At 66.9% G+C, this 21,153-nt stretch carries 20 protein-coding genes and 1 pseudogene; 4 read left to right on the forward strand and 17 right to left on the reverse strand.

Features of this window, described 5'->3' with window-relative positions:
- Positions 1-68: 68 nt before the first annotated feature.
- Together PW843_15935 and PW843_15940 are read right to left on the reverse strand one after the other, a co-directional pair.
- A complete protein-coding gene (locus PW843_15935; GenBank protein ID MDE1148091.1) occupies positions 69-1,226 on the reverse strand; it encodes an NAD(P)-dependent alcohol dehydrogenase in 1,158 nt (385 codons plus the stop codon).
- A 27-nt stretch (positions 1,227-1,253) separates the two neighbouring features.
- Positions 1,254-2,735: a benzaldehyde dehydrogenase gene (locus PW843_15940; GenBank protein MDE1148092.1), complete on the reverse strand. Its 1,482-nt coding sequence runs from the start codon at positions 2,733-2,735 to the stop codon at positions 1,254-1,256.
- Between the two features lie 72 nt (positions 2,736-2,807).
- Between PW843_15940 and PW843_15945 the strand changes: the two genes are divergently transcribed.
- A complete protein-coding gene (locus tag PW843_15945; protein MDE1148093.1) occupies positions 2,808-3,893 on the forward strand; it encodes a LysR family transcriptional regulator in 1,086 nt (361 codons plus the stop codon).
- Here the strand turns inward: PW843_15945 and PW843_15950 are convergent.
- The 5 genes from PW843_15950 to PW843_15970 all read right to left on the reverse strand — a co-directional run bounded on the left by PW843_15950 (position 3,881) and on the right by PW843_15970 (position 10,464).
- Positions 3,881-4,408 (reverse strand): hypothetical protein, encoded by a 528-nt coding sequence (locus PW843_15950; GenBank protein MDE1148094.1) that lies wholly within the window; start codon positions 4,406-4,408, stop codon positions 3,881-3,883. The two genes, PW843_15945 and PW843_15950, sit on opposite strands and share 13 nt — an antisense overlap.
- Before the next feature lie 246 nt (positions 4,409-4,654).
- The gene (locus PW843_15955; GenBank protein ID MDE1148095.1) at positions 4,655-5,458 is read right to left on the reverse strand and encodes a hypothetical protein; all 804 of its coding nucleotides are present in this window, start codon (positions 5,456-5,458) and stop codon (positions 4,655-4,657) included.
- A 168-nt stretch (positions 5,459-5,626) separates the two neighbouring features.
- Entirely contained in the window at positions 5,627-6,472 is an 846-nt protein-coding gene (locus PW843_15960) for a MoxR family ATPase (protein ID MDE1148096.1), read from the reverse strand.
- A gap of 153 nt (positions 6,473-6,625) precedes the next feature.
- Positions 6,626-9,283, reverse strand: coding sequence for an alanine--tRNA ligase (gene alaS / locus PW843_15965; GenBank protein ID MDE1148097.1), 2,658 nt, complete (start codon positions 9,281-9,283; stop codon positions 6,626-6,628).
- A gap of 182 nt (positions 9,284-9,465) precedes the next feature.
- Entirely contained in the window at positions 9,466-10,464 is a 999-nt protein-coding gene (locus PW843_15970; protein MDE1148098.1) for a hypothetical protein, read from the reverse strand.
- Positions 10,465-10,670: 206 nt separating this feature from the next.
- Between PW843_15970 and PW843_15975 the strand changes: the two genes are divergently transcribed.
- Entirely contained in the window at positions 10,671-11,159 is a 489-nt protein-coding gene (locus PW843_15975) for a DUF2867 domain-containing protein (GenBank protein ID MDE1148099.1), read from the forward strand.
- On the opposite strand, the gene PW843_15980 is transcribed toward PW843_15975, so the two are convergent.
- From PW843_15980 to flgB, 10 genes and pseudogenes are all read right to left on the reverse strand, one after another.
- The gene (locus tag PW843_15980) at positions 11,156-11,560 is read right to left on the reverse strand and encodes a VOC family protein (GenBank protein ID MDE1148100.1); all 405 of its coding nucleotides are present in this window, start codon (positions 11,558-11,560) and stop codon (positions 11,156-11,158) included. The two genes, PW843_15975 and PW843_15980, sit on opposite strands and share 4 nt — an antisense overlap.
- A gap of 40 nt (positions 11,561-11,600) precedes the next feature.
- Positions 11,601-12,125: a DUF2380 domain-containing protein gene (locus PW843_15985; GenBank protein ID MDE1148101.1), complete on the reverse strand. Its 525-nt coding sequence runs from the start codon at positions 12,123-12,125 to the stop codon at positions 11,601-11,603.
- 193 nt (positions 12,126-12,318) lie between these two features.
- Positions 12,319-13,365: pseudogene (gene recA / locus PW843_15990) on the reverse strand (recombinase RecA).
- A 311-nt stretch (positions 13,366-13,676) separates the two neighbouring features.
- On the reverse strand, positions 13,677-16,217 hold the full coding sequence (locus tag PW843_15995; protein ID MDE1148102.1) for an ATP-binding protein: 2,541 nt from the start codon (positions 16,215-16,217) through the stop codon (positions 13,677-13,679).
- A 138-nt stretch (positions 16,218-16,355) separates the two neighbouring features.
- Positions 16,356-17,438, reverse strand: a complete 1,083-nt coding sequence (gene flhB, locus PW843_16000) for a flagellar biosynthesis protein FlhB (protein MDE1148103.1) — start codon at positions 17,436-17,438, stop codon at positions 16,356-16,358.
- Positions 17,439-17,460: 22 nt separating this feature from the next.
- A complete protein-coding gene (fliR, locus tag PW843_16005; protein MDE1148104.1) occupies positions 17,461-18,219 on the reverse strand; it encodes a flagellar biosynthetic protein FliR in 759 nt (252 codons plus the stop codon).
- A complete protein-coding gene (gene fliQ, locus PW843_16010; GenBank protein MDE1148105.1) occupies positions 18,219-18,497 on the reverse strand; it encodes a flagellar biosynthesis protein FliQ in 279 nt (92 codons plus the stop codon). The genes fliR and fliQ overlap by 1 nt, the downstream gene beginning before the upstream one ends.
- A gap of 228 nt (positions 18,498-18,725) precedes the next feature.
- Positions 18,726-19,031: a flagellar hook-basal body complex protein FliE gene (fliE, locus tag PW843_16015; GenBank protein MDE1148106.1), complete on the reverse strand. Its 306-nt coding sequence runs from the start codon at positions 19,029-19,031 to the stop codon at positions 18,726-18,728.
- Positions 19,032-19,060: 29 nt separating this feature from the next.
- On the reverse strand, positions 19,061-19,471 hold the full coding sequence (flgC, locus tag PW843_16020; protein MDE1148107.1) for a flagellar basal body rod protein FlgC: 411 nt from the start codon (positions 19,469-19,471) through the stop codon (positions 19,061-19,063).
- A 110-nt stretch (positions 19,472-19,581) separates the two neighbouring features.
- Positions 19,582-19,992 (reverse strand): flagellar basal body rod protein FlgB, encoded by a 411-nt coding sequence (gene flgB, locus PW843_16025; GenBank protein ID MDE1148108.1) that lies wholly within the window; start codon positions 19,990-19,992, stop codon positions 19,582-19,584.
- Between the two features lie 448 nt (positions 19,993-20,440).
- Between flgB and PW843_16030 the strand changes: the two genes are divergently transcribed.
- Together PW843_16030 and PW843_16035 are read left to right on the forward strand one after the other, a co-directional pair.
- Positions 20,441-20,797: an EscU/YscU/HrcU family type III secretion system export apparatus switch protein gene (locus PW843_16030; protein MDE1148109.1), complete on the forward strand. Its 357-nt coding sequence runs from the start codon at positions 20,441-20,443 to the stop codon at positions 20,795-20,797.
- A complete protein-coding gene (locus PW843_16035; protein MDE1148110.1) occupies positions 20,794-21,129 on the forward strand; it encodes a hypothetical protein in 336 nt (111 codons plus the stop codon). Before PW843_16030 ends, PW843_16035 begins: the two co-directional genes overlap by 4 nt.
- Positions 21,130-21,153 lie beyond the last annotated feature (24 nt).

Here is a 21,153-nt window from a genome sequence, read left to right on the forward strand (position 1 = left end):
GACATCGCCGCCGTGATCGCGGCATTGGAGCGGGCGCGGAAGCCCCGAGCCTCCGCGCCCGCCGCCGCTCACGCCCGTTCCGGCGCGTCCAGACGCAGGATGGGTTTGATCGTCCGGCCCTTCTCGCTGTCCTCGATGGCCTCGTTGATCTGGTCGAAGCGATAGAACTTCACCAGCCGGTCGAAGGGGAAGCGGCCCTGGAGGTGAAGCTCGACCAGTTGCGGGATGAAGATCTGGGGCACAGCGTCGCCCTCGACGATGCCCATGATGCGCTTGCCCGGCACCATGACGTCATTGACGTCGAAGGTGGCGGCGGTGCCCAGCTTGGGCGCGCCGACGATACCGCAGGTACCCAGGATGCCCAGCGCATCGATGGCCTGGCGCAGCACCTCGGGCCGGCCGCTGCTCTCTAGCGTATAGTCCACGCCGCCGCCGGTGATCTCGCGGATCGCCGCCACCGGGTCGGTCTCCCGGCTGTTGATGGTGTGGGTGGCGCCCAACTCGCGCGCCAGTTCCAGCCGGCTGGGCGTCACGTCCACGGCGATGATGCGGGTGGCGCCGGCCACACGGGCCGCCATCACCGCGCTGAGGCCGACGGCACCCGAACCGAAAACGGCGAAGCTGGCGCCGGCGCGCACGCGCAGGGCGTTCAGCACGGCGCCGGCTCCCGTCTGGATGCCGCAACCCAGCGGGCCCAGCAGCTCCAGCGGCGCATCCTTGGGCACCTTCACCACGTTGCGCTCATGCGCGATGGCCAGGCTGCCGAAGGACGATTGGCCGAAGAAATGGTCGTGCAGGGCGTGGCCGTGGGCATCGCAGGTGGCGGTGGCGCCATCCGCCGCCCCGCCCCCGAAATTCAGCGCGAAGAAATTGGCGCAGTGGGCCGGATGCCCCTGTTCACAAGACGGGCAGGTGCCGCAGGACATGAAGGTCATGACGACATGGTCGCCCGGCGCCACCGCCGTGACCCCGGACCCGACCGCCTCCACGACGCCGGACCCTTCGTGGCCCAGCACGGCCGGCAGGGGCGACGGGTAATACTGGTCACGGATGATGATGTCGGTATGGCAGACGCCCGTCGCCACCACCCGGACCAGGACCTCACGCGGCCCCGGTTCGGCGATGGTGGCCTGCTCTACCACGAAGGCCTCACCCTTGCCGCGCACCACGGCGGCGGTGATGGGCCGGCGGGGGGCGGCGTGTTTATGCTCGGCATGCACGGTCATGGGTTTTCCTCACTATTTTATGTTTATTCACAGGGGATAGGCGGGGGCGGTTCCCTTGATGGTCACCCACTGCCACTCGGTGAACTCTTCCCAGTTGGCCGGGCCGCCCACGGCGGACCCGTTGCCCGAGGCGCCGACGCCGCCGAAGGGGTTGACGACCTCGTCATTCACCGTCTGGTCGTTGATGTGCAGCAGGCCGGTGTGCAACTGGTCACCCAGCGCCATCGCCCGGCCGACATCGCGCGAGATGATGGCCGCCGACAGGCCATAGTCGGTCTGGTTGGCCAGCCGCACGGCCTCGTCATCCGTGGTGAAGGTCGTCACCAGGGCGACGGGTCCGAAGATTTCCTCCTCGAACGCCGGCATGCCGGGCTTCACGTCGGTCAGCACGGTCGGCAGGTAGAACAGCCCGTTGCTGCGCCCGCCGGTACGCAGGCGCGCACCCGCCGCCACGCTGTCGTCCACCACCTTGGCCACGTGGTCCAGCTGGCGCTGGTTGATCAGCGGCCCGATGAAATTGTCCGGCTGCGTCGGATTGCCCACCGGCAGGGCCGCCGCCTTGGCGGCCAGCTTGGCGATGAACGCCTCCGCCACGGCCTCATGCACCAGGACGCGGCCGGTGGACATGCAGATTTGCCCCTGGTGCAGATAGCATCCCCAGGCGGCGTTGCTGGCGGCCAGGTCCAGGTCGGCATCGTCCAGCACGATCAATGAATTCTTGCCACCCAGTTCCAGCGACACCTTCTTCAGGTGGCGGCTGGCAGTCTGGCCGACGATGCGCCCGGCGCCGGTGGAGCCGGTGAACTGGATCATCGCCACGTCGGGGTCGCTGCACAGGGCCTCCCCCGCCTCGCCGCCGCCGGCGATGACGTGCAGGACACCCTCGGGCAGGCCCGCCAGTTCGAACAGCCGGGCGATGACATGGCCGGCGCAGATGGCGGTGCGCGGGTCGGGCTTCAGCACCACGGCGTTGCCCACCGCCAGCGCCGGCGCCACGGCGCGCATGGCGAGGTAGAGCGGGAAATTGAAGGGCGCGATGACGCCGACGACACCCAGCGGCCGGCGGCGTGCCAGGCTGATGCGCCCGGGCACGCTGGGCAGGACCTGGCCCTGCGCCTGGTAGGGCATGCCGGCGGCCAGCTGCAGCGCCTTGATGGTGACCTTCAGCTCAAACTGCGCCTTCATCCGGGCGGAGCCGCTTTCCCGCACCAGCCAGGTGATGATCTCCTCACCATGGCTCTCCGCCAGGGTGGCGGCACGGCGGAAAATGGCCGCGCGGTCGTCGGGGCTCAGGGCCACCCAACCCTTCTGCGCCCTGCGGGCGGCGGCCGCGGCCGTGCGGACGGTGGCGGGATCGACCAGCGCCACCTTTCCCAAGGTCGCCCCCGTCGCCGGCTCGATCACCGCAGCCGCGTGGCCGGCCGACACCCAGCCATTGCTGAAGCAGACACCCTCCAGGTGACGGTCTTCGATCAGATATTCCATGGTTTTCTCTGCCGTATCGCTCATGGCCTCTCACCCGATGGGGAAATGCTCGGGCTCGAGTAAGCGTCCGCACCGTGTCGCTTGGGAAAGATCAAGTTGGTCTTCGCCCATACCATCCTGGTATGGACGCAAGGGCCGGATGGGTTGCGTGGCGCGCGTGCCCGCCGCGCGCAGCTGTCCGGTGACGAAGCACCCATCCCCGCCATACCGTCAGGGTCGATGATCGACTTTCGACGCCTACGCTATTTCGTGACCGTCGCGCGCGAACGCAGCTTCACGCGGGCCGCCGCCTGCCTGAACATGGCGCAACCGCCGCTGAGCCGCCGCATCCAGGAGATCGAGGAGGAGGTCGGCACCCGGCTGATCGACCGCGACGCCCGCCCCCTGGTGCTGACGCCGGCCGGGCGCCTGTTCTATGAACAGGCCTTGCAGGTGCTGCAACGGCACAACCAGATGCAGGCGGTGATGCACCGCTATGTGCAGCATGAACGCCCGCGCTTCGTCGTCGGGCTGATCCCCTCCGGCTTCCACGCCCGCCTGCCCCAGTTGATCCGGCGTTTCCGGGTCATGGCGCCGGATGTCGATCTCAGCCTCCAGGAACTGACCAGCCATGAGCAGGTGACCGCCCTGAAGGAGGGGCGGATCGATGTGGGCCTGGGCCGCGTGCGGGTGGAGGATGACGCCATCCGCCGCCAGGTGTTGCGGGAGGAAGCGCTGTTGGTTGCCCTGGCGCCCAACAGCCCGCTGACCACCGCCAAAGGCCCCCTGGACCTGGCGGAACTGGCCACGACGCCGCTGATCCTTTACCCGTGCGAGCCCCGGCCCAGCTATGCCGACGCGATCCTGTCGCTGTTCAGCGACCTGGGCATCACGCTGGAGATGACCATCGAGGTGCGGGAACTGCACACCGCCCTGATCATGGCAGCGGCCGGCGAAGGCGCCTGCATCGTGCCGGCCTCGGCCCACATGCTGGCCCACCCCGACGTGGTCTTCCGCCCGACCTTGCAGCCCGTGACCTCGCCCATCATCCTCAGCCACCGCATGGGCGACACCTCACCGGCGTTGGAGACCTTGCTGCGCGCCTTCGCCGGCCTCTACACCGAATGGGGCTTCCCCATATCGGCGTCGCTGCGGGAACGGTTGTCCCCCTCCCAGGCCGATCCGCGACCTCAGGGGCTTTGATCGCCCGCATCGGCGTGCAGCATAAGGCCCAGCGGATCAAGGCTGGCCACCGGCTGATCCTGGAATGCGTCGCGGAAAGCGGCCACGCGCCGGGATAAGCCGTCCACGGCAATCTGCTTCCACGCGGCGAAACGCGCGCCCACAGCCGCCGTCACCTCATTCCCGCTGTCGGCAATGGCGGCGGGCACACCCGCCAGCAGGACCCCGGCATAGCGGGTGTAGAGGCCAAGGTCGCGGCCGTCGTCATCCTCGCCATCGAAGGTCAGCGGCGTCCAGGTGGTGGCCAGGCGATCCCCCGCCTGCCGGCGCACCGCGTCATATTCGGCGACGCAATTGGCCAGTGGTGCGGGTCGGCCCCCCGCCGGGGGCAGCCCCAGCATATGGGACAAGGTCGGCATCAGGCTCATGTTCGCAGCCGCAGCAACGCCGCTGTCGGCGCAGACCATCTGCAAGGCCAGACCGGCCCCGGCATGCGCCGGCCCGGGCGCCAGGACGACACCGGCCAGCAGCAGCAAGGTTAGCGAAAAACCCCTAGAAATTAACCACTTCACCCTGGGAATCATAGCCTGGGACTTTCAGGAGCGGATGACACATCCTGATATAACCGCCTTTGCTGCACTGCGGTACCGTGACGCGCCACACAGGGTCGCAGCCGCGTGGTTGACGCCACAAGCTTAAGTCCCTGACCGCTTTGTCCTTTTGCTGATCAACGCGCGCCGATGCTGGTGAGGTATGCGATGGCGGAGGGGATTTCCCCCGCCTCAAGGCTTGGGCGTGCCCGGGGCATCCGTGCCCAGGGCGTCGATCATGCGATAGCTGCCGGCGTCCCGGCGGGCCACCAGCCCCAACTGGAAATCCGCGACGCGCACCTCATTACCCTGCGCGGCGCCCTCCGCCTTCAGCGCCGCGAACACCGCCCCGGCCTCATCGAACCGACCCAGGCGGCGCAGCAGTTCCCCCTGCAGCAGGCGGAAGGGTGCCTTCTTGTCATCCACCAGCGCCGCGATGTCGGCCGGCAGCCGGGCCAGCACCTCCCCCGCATAACGGCGGTATTGGTCCGATCCCGCCGGCGCCTCCCACGACGCCTCCAGCAGGGTCCAGGTCACGGACAGGGCCGGTTCGCCCGCGCGCTGCTTCAACCAAGCGGCACGGTAATGCGGCGTCTCCCCCTTCAAGGCCTGGTAGGCGTCGGACAGCACGAAGGGCCGCATCCGCTCCAGTTCATCCGGCTTGAAATCGCGGCGATAGAAGACGAAGCCGTTAGTGGGACAGACCGCCAGGGGCAAGGGGGCGATGATGGCGCCGTAGGGGCGATAGTCCAGCGTCTTGCCGAACTGCGTGCCCGAGCCTTGCAAGGTGGCGGTGAAGGGCGTGCCGTCATAGGGGCAGGTCATCTCCACCGACTGCACGGTCGATGCCCGCGCCGCCATGAGCGCCATGCCGCAAGCGGCACCGACGCCCCCACCGATCAGCATCACCCCCCAGACGGCGCGCGGAATGGGCGAACGCGGCGGCGGCACGCCCGGGGCAAGCCGCCCCGGCGCCGGACTTTCGTACCAAGCCATAACGACCCCCATCGTTAGAAAAGGCCCAGGAAAAGAAAATGTCTGGGTGTTTTCCGGCCGGATTGGGGCGGACTTATGGTGCGATCTTGCGGATTTTGTGGCAGGGCGGCGTGCACGCCGTAAAAGCGCGCAGGGCTGCAAACGTGAATACGTCCAATGGACGGGTTTCTACTCCCGTTCCCGCCGCGCCAGGAAGGCCAGGCGTTCGAACAGGTGCACGTCTTGTTCGTTTTTCAGCAAGGCGCCGTGCAAGGGCGGGATGGATTTCTTGGGATCACGCTGTCGCAGCACCGCCGGATCGATGTCTTCGATCATCAGCAGCTTGATCCAGTCCAGCAGTTCGGAGGTGGAGGGCTTTTTCTTCAGGCCCGGCACCTCGCGCACCTCATAGAACAGGGTCAGCGCGTCGCGCAGCAGGTCCTGCTTCAGCTTGGGAAAATGCACGTCCACGATGCGGCCCATGGTCTCCGCATCCGGGAAACGGATGTAGTGGAAGAAACAGCGGCGCAGGAAAGCGTCCGGCAGTTCCTTTTCATTGTTCGACGTGATGATGACCACCGGCCGCAGCCGCGCCTTGATGGTCTGCCCCGTCTCGTAGACGAAGAATTCCATGCGGTCGAGTTCCTGCAACAGGTCGTTGGGGAACTCGATATCCGCCTTGTCGATCTCATCGATCAGCAGGACCGGGGCGGGGTCGGCCTCGAACGCCTCCCACAGCTTGCCCTTGCGGATGTAGTTGGCGATGTCGTTGACGCGGCCGTCGCCCAACTGGCCGTCGCGCAGGCGGCTGACCGCGTCATACTCGTACAGGCCCTGCTGCGCCTTGGTGGTGGACTTCACATGCCATTGCAGCAAGGGCCGGCCCAGGGCGTTCGCCACCTCCTGCGCCAGCACGGTCTTGCCGGTGCCGGGCTCCCCCTTCACCAGCAGGGGACGCTGCAGGGTGACGGCGGCGTTGACGGCGACCCGCAGGTCGTCGGTGGCAACGTAGTTTTCCGTCCCATTGAAGCGCATTTTTGCATCCCCTCAAACGCCGGGCGGGCGCGTCCGCGCCCTAGGCTTATCCTCACTTTTCAGTCCGCTACGCTCCCCGAAAAGTTCCGGCGGCCCCGGTCGGGGCCTACAGCGGCATGAGACTGGCTCATGCCGCTGCTTGAGGAGTAGCGATCAGCCGGCGATGGCCGCCTCGACCGCGGCCACGGCGGCATCGGCCTTGTCGGGCTCGCTGCCGCCGGCCTGGGCCATGTCGGGGCGGCCGCCGCCGCCCTTGCCGCCCACGGCCGCCGCCGCGACCTTCACCAGGTCCACAGCGTTGAAGCGGCCGGTCAGGTCGGCGGTGACACCGGCAACCAGGGTCACCTTGCCCTCGCCCTTGGCCACCAGCAGGATGATGCCGCTGCCGATCTGGCCCTTGATCTCATCGGCCAGGGGCTTCAGGTCCTTGGCCTCGATGCCATCCAGCACGCGGGCCGACAGCTTCACGCCGTTGATCACCTTTTCCGACGTCGCGGCCGCACCACCGCCGCCGCCCAGCGCCAACTGGCGCTTCAGGTCGGCCACTTCCTTTTCCAGCCGGCGGCGTTCCTCCACCAGGGTGGCGACGCGGGCCGGCACCTCGGCGGCGGAAACCTTCAGGGCACCGGCGGCGGCCAGCAAGCGGCCCTCCTGCCCTTCCAGGTATTCGAACGCGCCCCGGCCGGTCAGCGCCTCGATGCGGCGCACACCGGCGGAGACGGCGCCTTCGGAGATGACCTTGATCAGGCCGATGTCGCCGGTGCGGCGCACATGGGTGCCGCCGCACAGTTCCACGGAGTACTGGCGGTTGGCGCCCTCGGCCTCACCGCCCATGCTGACGACGCGAACCTCTTCGCCGTACTTTTCGCCGAACAGCGCCATGGCGCCCTGCTCGATGGCCTCGGCCGGGCTCATCAAACGGGTGACGACCTCGCTGTTGCCCAGGATGCGGGCGTTGACCGCGGCCTCGACCACGCGCACGTCCTCATCGGTCAGCGGCGTCGGCTGGCTGATGTCGAAACGCAGGCGTTCCGCCGAGACCAGCGAGCCCTTCTGCGCGACATGGTCGCCCAGGCGCTGGCGCAGGGCCTCGTGCAGCAGATGGGTGGCGGAGTGGTTGGCGCGGATGTCGCCACGACGGCGACCGTTGACGCGCAGTTCCACCAGTTGCCCCGGCGCCAGGGCGCCATGGGTGACGGTGCCGATATGGGCGAAGACGGCGCCCAGCTTCTTCTGGGTGTCGCTGATCGCGACCTCGATGCCGCCGGCACCAAAGATGACGCCGCTGTCGCCCACTTGGCCGCCGGACTCGCCATAGAACGGCGTCTGGTTCACCAGGACGATGACGTCCTGACCAACAGTGGCCGTCTCCAGCTTGTTCCCCTGGCGGTCCAGCACAGCCGTGACCTTGCCCTCGGCGGTTTCGGTGTCGTAGCCCAGGAACTCGGTGGCGCCCAGTTCGTCCTTCAGTTCGAACCACACCCGTTCGGTCGCGGCCTCGCCGCTGCCGGCCCAGGCCTTGCGCGCCTCGGCCCGCTGGCGTTCCATGGCGGCGTTGAAGCCCTCCGTCTCCACCGCGCGGTTGCGGCCGCGCAGCACGTCCTGCGTCAGATCCAGCGGGAAGCCGTAGGTGTCGTACAGCTTGAACGCCACCTCGCCCGGCAGGGGCTGGCCGCTGCCCAGCTTGGTCTCTTCCTCGTCCAGCAGCTTCAGACCACGATCCAGCGTCTGCTTGAACCGGGTTTCCTCCAGCCGCAGGGTCTCGGTGATCAGGGCCTGGGCGCGCTGCAACTCGGTGTAGTGGCCGCCCATCTCGCGCACCAGGGCGGGCACCAGCTTGTGCATCACCGGATCGCGCGCGCCGATCATGTGGGCATGGCGCATGGCGCGGCGCATGATGCGGCGCAGGACATAGCCGCGCCCCTCGTTCGCCGGCAGCACGCCGTCGGCGATCAGGAAAGAGGCGGCGCGCAGGTGGTCGGCGATCACGCGGTGCGACACGGCGTGGGCGCCGTTGGGATCGGAATGGGTGGCATCGGCCGACGCCACGATCAGCGCCTTCATCAGGTCGGTGTCGTAGTTGTCGTGCACGCCCTGCAGCACGGCGGTCAGGCGTTCCAGGCCCATGCCGGTGTCGATGGACGGACGGGGCAAGGCCACCCGCTCCTCCTTCGTCACCTGCTCATACTGCATGAACACCAGGTTCCAGATCTCAATGAAGCGGTCGCCGTCCTGGTCCGGGCTGCCGGGGGGGCCGCCGGGGATGCCCTCGCCATGGTCGAAGAAAATCTCCGAGCACGGGCCGCAGGGGCCGGTGTCGCCCATGGCCCAGAAATTGTCGGCGGTGGGGATGCGGATGATGCGGTCGTCCGACAGGCCGGCCACCTTCTTCCACAGGCCGTGGGCCTCATCATCGGTGTGGTAGACCGTGACCAGCAGCTTGTCCTTCGGCAGGTCGAAGGTCTTGGTGATCAGGTTCCAGGCCAGCTCGATGGCATCGGCCTTGAAATAGTCGCCGAAGGAGAAGTTGCCCAGCATCTCGAAGAAGGTGTGGTGCCGGGCGGTGTAGCCCACGTTCTCCAGGTCGTTATGCTTGCCGCCGGCGCGCACGCACTTCTGCGAGGTGGTCGCGCGCGTATAGGGCCGGGTCTCGTTGCCGGTGAAGACGTTCTTGAACTGCACCATGCCGGCGTTGGTGAACATCAACGTCGGATCGTTGCGCGGCACCAGCGGGCTGGACTCGACCTCCGTGTGGCCATTCTTCACGAAGTAGTCCAGGAAAGCGGAGCGGATGTCGTTGGCGGTCTTCATCGGGCAACAGCCTTAAGCAAACGAAGGATTATCCTTGGGGCAGCGGACCCCGGGACAGGGTTTGTAGCCTGTGGATGCGGGGGCTGTCCATGGGATGGGCCTCGCGCGGCGACCTCTACGCCCGCTTTCCGTTCATTTTCCGGAGGCTGACTTGATACCGCCCGTGACGGCAACGGGGCCGGTCACACCACCAACAGGGTGTTGTTGCCCGTGACGATGACGGTGGGCGCCGTGGGCACGGACGCGGTGTCGGTACCCTGGGCCAGGGCTCGGTCGGCGGCGTCCACCTGTTTGTCGGCGGTGGCCAAGTCGTCGTCGGTATGGTCGGGGTCCTGCGGATCCCCGGCCTTGCGCTTGCGGTTCAGCACGCCCTTGGCCTGGTTATAGACGCTGCGGACCTGGTCCAGGGTGGCGCGAACATCGCCCATGAAGTCCAGCCGCTCCTTGCGGGCCGCCATCTCGTCCCCGTTGCCGGAGACGTTGATGATGCCGGGTTGGTCGGTGGAGACGGCGGGCGATGTATCGGTAGAAGTGTCGGCGGCGGCACCCGTTTGCACGGCGACATCGGTGCTGGCCATGGGGGTGGCGGTATCGGTGGCGGCCGTCGTGCCGGCGGCCGTGGCCTGGATCTGGTTGGTATCGCTGCTGGCGCTGGACAATGCGGTGGCGGCATCGCCGGTGCCGCCGCCCGTGGCCGCGCCGTCCTTGACGGCGCCGGCGTATTGCTGGGCGGCGCTGCCTAAGGACTTGGCGACGTCCGCCGCCTCGCGCGCGATGCGGGCTGCGGCCTGCTTGTCGCCCATGGCGGCGGCCAACTGGGCGCGCATGCGCAGCACCTTCAACTGGCGCTTGGCATCGTCCACCTTGTCCTGCGCGGTCTTCTTGTCGTTGTCGGCCGCCTTCTGCTTGATCTGCTTGTCCAGCTTGGTGGCGTCATCCTGCAGCTTGGTCAGCTTCGCCAAGGTCTTGGCATCAACGAAGGCACCCAAGGCGCCGGCCGTGTCGCCGGACGACAGGGCGTCGGCGACCTTCTGGGCCATGGCCTGGGCGACCGTTTGGGAATTGCTTTGAGCAGAACCGGCGGAGCGGTTGTACAGGGCCGTCTGCGCGACCGTGTATTGGGCCAGGCTTTGGGCCTGGGCATAGCCTGACGCGGACGCACCCGTGGTCGTGACCATCATCCGTTCCCTTTTTGGGCGTGGAGATGTTCGCATTCATGCGAACAGATGGACGATACGGGAATGCCACCAAATTTGCAATTAAACGGACGGATGAGGGGCGTGGCGCCGTCGCCTGTTCATGACGCGGACATGGGCGTACGAAGTTGATTTCGGCCTTACCCGATCCGCCCTACACTCCGCCCCGTCTTCAGGAGTCCAGGGCCATCATGACCATCCAGGAAGTCACGCCACCAGCGGATGTCTGGGCCCTGCTGCCCGGCGCCCAGTTCGCCGACACCTTCCGCCTGACCTTGCCGGCAACCTCGCCCGTGGCGGAACTGGACGCGCTGGACACCGCCCGGCGCATGATGGCGACCACCCCGCCGTGGGTCGCGCGCCTGACAGCACTACGCAACACCCTGGTGCGGCCTTTCGGCCTGAAAGCACCGGAAACCGGCGGCACCCAGGGCCAGGTTCGGATCGGCATCTTCCCCCTCATCAGCCACACGGCCGACCGCGTGATCATGGGCATGCCGGACAAGCACCTGGATTTCCGCGCGGTGATCGACGTGGCGACCACACCTGAGGGCCGGCAAGTCAGCACCACCACGGTGGTGCGCACCCACAACCTGCTGGGCCGGACCTACCTGGCCACCATCCTGCCCTTCCACCGCCTGGTGGTGCGCGCCATGCTGGGCCAGTTGACGCCGCCTTAAGGCGCATCCCCGTCACCACCGTTCCCGAAGTCATAAAAGACGCGCAGCAGATTGCCATCCGGGTCGGCCGCCGTGAACTCGCGCAGCTTCCATGGCTTGTCCGCCGGCGGATCGACGATGCGGGCCTGGGCGGCGTCCCACACCCGATGCAGCGTGTCCACCGCCGCCCTGCTGTCCAGGTTCAGCCACACCACCACCGGCGCGTGATTGCCGGCGGCCTCGCGGAACCCTGTACCCGTCAGGAACAGGCGGCACGCCCCCTTGGAAATCCCGGCGATGCCGTCACTTGTCCCCCCGCCCCAGTCCAGGGTGAAGCCCAGGCGGGACTGGTAGTAGGCCACCGCCGCCGCAAGGTCGCGCACCGGTATCTCAGGCACGGCACCGGGAAAGGAACTGTCCATGCGACGCCCCCGTCAGACGAACCCATCGCCCATCATAGGTTCAGCGGCGCCTATCGTCAGCCGGCAGATCGTCCACGGCCTGCGCCAAATCCCGGGCGATGAAGTGTTCCATGCGCCGCCAGGCCTCGTCGTTGTCGCCCCGGAAGGACAGGAAACGATCAAACACCAGCTTGTTGGCCTGGAGGTCCAGCAGTTGCAGCTTGGTGCTGAGCAGCAATGTGCTGGTCTTATGGACCGCCCCCAGCAACAACAGGCGGGCACCGGCCCGACGGGCGCCGTCCGCCAACGCCGCGGGGTCGCCATCCCGGCAGTCAGGCAAGGCGCAGGCCAGCGGCACCACCCGATACCGCGCGGCCGCGCCCAAATCGGCGCGCAAACCCTGGCTCAGGCCGGCCAGCCGGGCGTCATGCGCGGCCTGCTGGTCCTTCGCCTCGCCCGAGGAATCGATGAAATCGAAATCAGCGACGGCGATGGTAACCACCGTGCCGTCCGTCCGGGCATACACCGGCGACATCATCACCAGGCCGGTCAGCAGGACGGCACCCCAGGCCCCGGTCAGACGCATCCCATCCTCCCCACCTTGTCCCCATCGGGGGCTTTCAGCCGAAGATAGGCCCGGCGGCCGGGCAAATCGACCGGCGCCGACCGGCCCGCGCCTAAAGAATGAGAGCGGGGACGGGAAGTGGCGGACATGGAAAAGGCGGACCGTCGCCGGCCCGCCTCTCCCTTTTAATCACGTGCCCTGGGATGCCGGAGCATCACTCCGGGCTATCGGCGTCGCCTTCAGCCTCAGGGGAGCCCACCATCATGGCGCCGGCGACCAGGCCGGCGTTGGCGCGGACCTTGTCCTCGATGGCCTTGGCCATGCCGCCACGTTGGTGCGCAGGAACTGCTTGGCGTTCTCGCGGCCCTGGCCGACGCGCTGGCCGTCGTAGGAGAACCAGGCGCCGGACTTCTCCACCACGCCGGCCTGAATGCCCAGGTCGATCAGCTCACCCACCTTGGACACACCCTCGCCATACATGATGTCGAACTCGACCACGCGGAACGGCGGGGCCAGCTTGTTCTTCACCACCTTCACACGGGTCTGGTTGCCGACGACGTTGTCGCGGTCCTTGATCGCGCCGATGCGGCGGATGTCCAGGCGGATGGAGGCGTAGAACTTCAGCGCGTTGCCGCCGGTGGTGGTTTCCGGGTTGCCGAACATCACGCCGATCTTCAGGCGGATCTGGTTGATGAAGATCACCAGGCAGTTCGACTTGGAGATGGATGAGGTCAGCTTGCGCAGCGCCTGGCTCATCAGGCGGGCCTGCAGGCCGACGTGGCTGTCGCCCATCTCGCCTTCCAGCTCGGCGCGCGGCACCAAGCGCCGCCACCGAGTCCACCACCAGCACGTCGATGGCGCCGGAGCGCACCAGCGTATCGGTGATTTCCAGCGCCTGTTCACCGGCGTCGGGCTGGGAGATCAGCAGTTCTTCCACGTTCACGCCCAGCTTGCGGGCGTAGGAGGGGTCCAGCGCGTGTTCGGCATCGACGAAGGCGCAGGTGCCGCCGCTCTTCTGGGCTTCGGCGATGGCGTGCAGCGCCAGCGTCGTCTTGCCCGAGCTTTCCGGCCCGTAGATTTCGACGATACGGCCGCGCGGCAAACCGCCGATGCCCAGCGCGATATCCAGCCCCAGCGAACCGGTGGAAATGGCGTCCACTTCCATCGACGCCTCCTTGGCGCCGAGCTTCATGATGGAACCCTTGCCGAACGCGCGTTCGATCTGGCCGAGAGCGGCGTCGAGGGCCTTTTGCTTATCCATGGGTGTTTCTACCAGACGAAGTGGTGCCGACATCTTGCTGTCCCCCTCTTGTCGCATACGGCCAACGGGCGTTCAACGGCGGTGATGGGGGAAACCGTACATGGTCTGTTCTCGTCTGAAAAGAAGATTTGTTGGCGATTTGTTCTTTTTTGTTCTTGTTATGGTGCCCTCAAACGCCGGGCGGGCCATCCGGCCCTTGGCTTCCTGGCATTTCAGTCCGCTCACGCTCCCCGAAATGCTGCGGCGGCCGCGGTCGCGGCCTAGTCGCTTCGCTCCAATATGTGCCCCGAGTCCAAATCCCTGGATCGGCCTCACGCCCCCGTGCGCGGCGCCCCCTCCATCACTTCCTTCACCTTGGCGGCCAGCTGTTTCAGGCTGAAGGGTTTGGGCAGGAAGTCGACCACGGCGCCATCCTTGAGCGAGTGGCGGAAGCGATCCTCGGCGTAGCCGGAGATGAAGACGACCTTCACGTCGGGGCGGAAGCGGCGCACCTGGTCTATCATGGTGGGGCCGTCCATCTGGGGCATGACCACATCGCTGACGATCAGGTCCACGCTGCCCCCCTGGTCCCCCTGCAGCAGATCCAGCGCCTCTTCCCCGCTGCGCGCCTCCAGCACGGTATAGCCCTTGTTGCGCAGGGCGCGGGCGCCGAAGACACGCACGGCGTCCTCATCCTCCACCAGCAGGATGGTACCCATGCCGGTCAGATCGGCCGGGGCGCGATCCCGGGATTCCTCCGCCGGGGCGGCCTGGGCCAGCGCCGCCTCATCCAGGCGCGGCAGGTGGATGGAGAACTTGGCCCCCTCCCCCGGGCGGCTTTCCACGAAGACGAAGCCGCCGGTCTGGCGCACGATGCCGTAGACGGTGGACAGGCCCAGGCCGGTGCCGGACCCCACCTCCTTGGTGGAGAAGAACGGCTCGAAGATGCGTTGCAGGTTTTCCGGCGGGATGCCGATGCCGGTGTCGATCACCTCCACCACCACATAGTCGCCGGGCGGCATCTCCTCCGTCTCATGGCGGATGGGTTCGGTGGTGTGCAGGTTGCCGGTGATGATGGTCAGGCGCCCGCCCTTGGGCATGGCATCGCGGGCGTTGACCGCCAGGTTGATGATCACCTGTTCCAGCTGCCCCTGGTCCACCCGCACCAGGCCGGTATCGCGGCCGTGCAGCATGCGCAGCTCGATATTCTCGCCGATCAGACGGCGCAGCAGGTTGGACAGCTCCGCCAGCACGTCGGTGATGCTGAGCACCCGGGGCTGCAAGGTCTGCTGGCGCGAGAAGGCCAGCAGCTGGCGCACCAGGTTGGCGGCGCGGTTGGCGTTCTGCTTGATCTGCATGATGTCGCTGAACGACTGGTCGCCCGGCTTGTGCCGCAGCAGCAGCAGGTCGCAGAAGCCGATCATGGCGGTCAGCAGGTTGTTGAAGTCGTGGGCCACGCCGCCGGCCAGCTGGCCGATGGCCTGCATCTTCTGTGACTGGACGAACTGCGCCTCCAGGTTCTTCTGGGTGGTCATGTCCACCAGATGCAGGATCAGGCCGCGCTCATCCCCGTCGCCCTCACCATCGAAGCGGCGGGAATAGACGTGCACCACCGGGCCGGCGGCACCCCCCAGCCGCGCCTCCACCGGCGTGCCGGCGACGGGCGGGCGGCCATCCAGCACCTCGCCCAAACGGGCTAGCAGGTTGGCGCGGTGTTCCTTCTGGAACAGGCTGGCGATGGACTGCCCCTGCACGTCGGCCATGCCGGCACCCGCCATGGCCAGGAAGGTGGGGTTGCATTCCACCAGGCGGAATTCCCCGTCCAGGAAGGCGAAACCGGTGGGCGCGAACTGGAAGAAGCGCTGGAAGCGTTGCTCCACCCGGTGCAACTCCTCCTCCCGCGCGGCCTCGCGCGTGAGATCCCCCAGGAACAGCAGCGTGCCGCCGGAGGACGGCGCCACGTGCAGCACGCTGGCACGCAAGGGTGCCGCCCGGGCGGCGGCCAGCGCCACCTCCGCCATGCCGGCCAGACGCTCGGGGAATAGGTCGCCGGGCGGCGGGGCCGCCATCAGGTCGCGCAGATGGCGGCTGCCATCCTCCAGCATCTCGCGGGTGTGGCCCAGCCAGTCGGCCAAGGTCAGGTTCACGCGCAGCAGGGCACCGGCGCCATCCACCAGCAGCACGCCCAGGGGCGCCAAATCCCATAAATCACGCCAGGGATGGATGCCGGCCGCCGGCGCGGCGGCGCTGCGCACCCGCCATTCCACGAGGACGCCCGCCTCGCCCCCTGCGATAGGCCGGGCCGAGACCAGGCGTGGCGCCGCACGGCCTGGTCCGCTGCCGGGAACCCGGGTGGCCGTGCCCAGCGTGTCATCGACGAAAAAGACGAAGGCCTCGCCCCCCTCGCCTCGACGCACGGCGGCATCCAGGTCGCGCAGGCGCAGGGTGTCCGCCCCCTCGCGGCAATGGCTGGCCAGGATTTCGGCGACCCGCGTCTCCGTGGTCGTCGCGGACAGCGCCATGAAGGCGCTGTTGGCGGCCAGCAGCGTGCCCTCGGGCCCGGCGACGGCCAGGGCCTCGGGCAAGCCATCCATCACGGATTGCAGCAGCGTGGCATGGGCGGCGGCGCACACCGCGCGGCGGTGCCAGGAAAAGCCCAGCAGCGCCACCAGGGCCAAAGCGCCGGCGGCACCGGCCGCCGCCAGGTGCAGCGTCTGGTCCGGCCGTCCCCACCAGGCAACGGCCGCGGCACCGAACACGGCGGCCAGCGCCAGCGGCACCACCGCCACCACGGCCAGGCCACCCCACGCCGGGCCCGGCGGCGGGCGCGTGGGAACGACGGCGGACGGAAGGCGGAAGGGGGAAACGGCCACCGGCAGGCACCTCGAAATCAGGAGGCGCTGATCCTACCAGCGGGAACGGCGGCGGACGAGATGGGATGAGCGAAATAAAACAGGGCCTGCCGGACGCGGTATACCGTCGGGCGGCGGCGGCGCTTACCCACAATGGCGTCAGCGTTTTGGGAAAGTCTTCTTCTTCAACTTGAAGACATAAGAGATGACCTGCGCCACCGCCTTGTAATGCTCCGCCGGGATCTCCTGGTCCACCTCGGCCGAGGCGTAGAGGGCGCGGGCCAACGGCGGGTTGGGCACCAGGGGAATGCCGTGCTCCTCCGCCATTTCACGGATGCGGGCCGCGATGAAATCGACGCCCTTGGCGATCACCATGGGCGCACCCATGGACGCGGGATCGTATTTCAGCGCGATGGCGTAGTGGGTGGGGTTGGTCACCACCACGTCGGCCTTGGGCACGTTCTCCATCATGCGGCTGCGGGCGCGCTGCATGCGCAACTGGCGGATCTTGCCCTTGATCAGCGGGTCGCCTTCGGACTGCTTGTGCTCGTCCTTCACTTCCTGCTTGGTCATGCGCATGTCTTGATTGAACTTCCAGCGCTGGTACCACCAGTCGCCGCCGGCCAGCAGGCCCAGCGCGATCATGACGCGGAAGATCAGGCCGGCCGCCTGGGTCTTGGTCTCGCCCACCAGCCCCATCAGCGACATGCCGATGAAATGCTCCACCGCGCCGCCCAGCGGAAACAGGGCCGGCAGCACGATGACCGACACCACCGCCAGCTTCATCAGCGACTTGGCAAAGTCGACCAGGTTGCGGCCCTTGAACTTGTTCAACAAATTCTCAACTGGATTGAAGCGGTTGAGGTCGAAGTTGAACAGCCGTTCCGTGCTGAAGATGAAGCCGACCTGAAGGAAGGATGCCAGGAAGGCGGCGATGACCAGGATGACCAGGGGCACCGACATGGACAGCCCCACCTCCAGCAGCAGGGCCACCAGCAGGTGGCCCAGGCCGGCGCGGTCCACCGGCATGGTCTCCGGCCGTTCCACGAAAGGCTCCAGCACCGCCTGGATGCGGTGGAAGGACCAGGGCAGCACCCCCATCACCAACACCAGGGCGGCCCCCAGCATGAACAGGTGCGGCATTTCCTGCGACTTGGCCACCTGGCCCTTGTCGCGCGCTTCCGACAGCCGTTTTCCGGTAGGGTCTTCTGTTTTGGAATCTGGATCCTGGTCTTCAGCCACCCCTAATCCTCCCGCCGCCGCGTCACGACAGGAAGGGCAGCATCTGCCCCTGGAAGGATTTCAGCCAATAGACCATCAGCCCCGACAGGCTGCTGCCCAGCAGCAGCAGGCCCAGCCCGATCTGCAACGGCTGGGTCAGGAAGAACACCTGGACCTGCGGCACCAGCCGCGACACCAGCCCCATGCCCAGGAAGAACAGCAGGCCAATCACCACGAAGGGCGCCGACATCTGCAACCCGATGGTGAAACTTTCGGTGAATATCCGGGTCATGTGCTCGGTGAAATCACCCAGCGGCAGGGCGGCACCCGGCGGGAACAGGGTGTAGCTGTGCACCGCCGCCAGGATCAGCATGTGGTGCATGTCGGTGGTGAACAGCAGCAGGATGCCCAGGATGCCCAGGACGGAGTTCACCACCGTCGTCTGCTGCGACGCGGCAGGGTTGAAGGCCTGGGCGGAACTGAGGCCCACCTGGTTGGCGATGATGCTGCCCGCCGTTTCCAACGCCGCCATCATCATGCGCGCAATGGTGCCGACGAACAGGCCGATCAACACCTCCCCGATCACCAGCACGGCCAGGTCGGCGGGCTGGGACGGCGGCGGCGGCAGCAGGCCCGCCACCGCCGGCATGGCCGCAATGGCGACCATCAGGCCGAACAGCAGGCGGATGCGCGTGGACACGAAGGTTTCGCCCACCGTGGGCATGACCAGGAAAGCCGCCCCCAGCCGGACGAACACCATCATGTGGGTGTAGAACTGCCCGACCAGGATGGTTTGCAGCATCAGTCGTCGCCCGACCCGACGCCCACGATCTTGTCCATGACGCTTTCCGTGAAGCTGATCATGTGGCTCATCATGAAGGGGGCGAAGAACACCAGGGCCACGAACATGGCGATGATCTTGGGCACGAAGGTCAGGGTCTGTTCCTGGATCTGCGTCAGCGCCTGGAACAGCGAGATGGTCAGGCCCACCACCATGGACACCGCCATGATGGGCCCGCTGACGATGATGACCGTCAGCAGCGACTGGCGCACGATCTCGATGACTTCCTGTTCGTTCATAGCGCCATCCGAAAAGCAAAAGGGCTAAGCCCCCCTTCGCGAGGCGAGCTTAGCCCTTCGAACGCCCTTGCGACCAGGGTTTTCCCCTAACACGCCCTCAAACGCCGGGCGCCAGCATCCGCTGGCTTGGCTCATCCTCCCTTTCCGGTCCACTTCGTTCCCCGGAAAGGTCCGGCGGCCCCAGTCGGGGCCTACAGCGACATGAGGTGATACCTCATGTCGCCGCCCTCACATGGGCATGCGCATGATTTCCTGATAGGCGGAGACGACCTTGTCGCGCACGGCGGTCACGGCCTGCAAGGTCACTTCAGCGTTGCTGACGGCGTTGACCACGTCGGTCAGGTCCGCCTTGCCGATCACGCCGGCGGCGGTCATCCGCTCACCCTGGTGCATGGTGTCGATGGCGTCCACCGTCGCCTGCTTCATCAGTTCGCCGAAGCTGGGGCCGCTGGTGGGCGCGGCCATGCCGGGGCCGGAGCCCTGGCGGGCGGCATTGGCGTAGGCGGCGACCGCGCTGGGAATGGGAATGGCCATCTTCGAGGGTGTCTCCTAGGTGCTGGCGATCAGTTGCGCAGCAGGTCGATGGTCTTGGTCAGCATGGTGCGGGTGGCGTCGATGACGCCCAGGTTAGCCTCGTAGGACCGCTGCGCCTCGCGCATGTCCATCGATTCCACCAGGCCGTTGACGTTGGGCATCAGCACGTAGCCGTCGGCGTCGGCGCTGGGGTGGCCGGGGTCGAACTTGCGCTGGAAATCACCGCGGTCGACATCGACCTTCTTGATGTTGACGGTGTCGATGCCCAGCGACTTGTCCAAGGTGTTGGCGAACAGCACCACCTTGCGGCGGTACGGCAGGTCGCCGGGGCTGGCGGCCGTGCTGTCGGTGTTGGCCAGGTTCTCCGCGATGACGCGCAGACGGGTGCCCTGCGCCTTCATGCCGGCGGTGGACAACGACAGGGCGTTCATCAAATCCATGGGAACCCGTCCTTTTCAAACCTGCGCCCCAACCTTGGGGACACCTGATACCACGCCAAACATCAAGAAGACGTTAACCATAAACCCGCCCGGCAAACCGGGCGGAGCCATCAAGTCCCGCTACCCTTGCCCAACGCCGTCTTCAGCATGCCGATCTGCTTGCGGTACAGGTTGGTAAGCGTCTGGAAGTCGATGGAGTTCTGGCCGATCTTGTTCATCTGATCCTCAATCACCACCGCGTTGCCGGTGGGAGAGGTCTCATAGGCCGTACGTTCCTTGTCCGCGCGGAAACCGGCCTTGCCCGTGGTGCTGGCGGCCAGATGGGCGGGGTCGGTCGACACCAGGCCCAAATGCCCCATCTCCCGCATCTCATGCTTGAAGTCGAAGGGCACCAGATCCTGCGCCTGGTAATTGGGCGTGTCGGAGTTGGAGACGTTCTTGGCCAGCACCTCCTGGCGCTGGTTGTCCCAAGCCATCTTGTCCGACAGCAACCGGAATATGCCCAGGTTGTTCAGATCCATGATCGCGCTCTGCCTTACCCCTTAGGGCCCAAGAAAACCGGGAAAATCCGCGTCGTCGCCCCCGAAGGGACAGGCCCAGGCATCCGTGGTGGTAGGTACCGTCTCCGCAATGGTCTATGCAATCTGCAAGCCATGGGGCGGAGAATCGCTCTAAACCGAATGGGATTCCAGCATTTTTTGCCTGGCCGCCGGGCCCCGCCGGGAATCATGCCGCGGAGTGGCTGACAAATCGGCACCGGATCCATGCATTTTTCATGCGTCGATTTCTCGCCATTTGCGTCAACCAGGGCGTTGGCGATACGCTGGCCCCTGCGATGCATAGCCATCTGAAACCCCATATGGGCACCGTGGCCGGACATTCAACCAAGGGCGCCCGGCCGCCATAGCCCAAAGGAAGCAACCGCCCTTGGCCCCCGCCGACGATAACAGCGACCAGCCCAAGCGCCAGGTGGCGGTGGCCCTGCAGCACGTGGCGGCGGGCCTGCCCCGCATCGTCGCCACCGGCCAGGGTGCTGTGGCCGAACAGATCCTGGAACTGGCCTTCGCCAACGGCGTCAAGGTGCGCCAGGATGCGGATCTGGCGGAAATCCTGTCGGTGATCGATATCGACAGCGAAATCCCCATTGAGGCGCTGGCGGCGGTGGCGGAAATCCTGGCCCACGTATACCGTGCCAACGGCCGCCTGAGCAGCGGCACCGCCCCGGGCCAGGCCCCGCAAGGCCCCGCCCCCTATGGTTCGACGACCGGTCCGGCGACTGGTCCGACGCCCGGTTCAACGCCCTTTGGGACCCCGCCCGTACGATGAGCACGCCCCCCCTTTCCCCCGAAGCCGAAGCCCTGTCCGGCGCCCTGGACGGCCTGCTGTCCATCCTGCGACAGACCGCCGACCTGGTGGCCGCCGGCGACACGGTGGAATTCACCGGCCTGGAAGATGAGGCTACTGCATTATGCAATGCAGTTGTCCAACTGCCACCGCAGGAAGCAAGGGCCTTCTTGCCCCGACTGGAAGACGTGCTGGCGGCGCTGGAGCGGCTGGAGAATGTGGTGAAACGGTCGAACGACACGACGCAGGCCAAGTCCACGGTGGGCCGCGCGGCGGCGGCCTATCGCCGGGGCGAGGATCCGGATATCGTCTGACGCCTTCAGTCAGTCCTTCCCCCT

Source organism: Azospirillaceae bacterium (genome assembly GCA_028283825.1).
Lineage (GTDB): Bacteria > Pseudomonadota > Alphaproteobacteria > Azospirillales > Azospirillaceae > Nitrospirillum.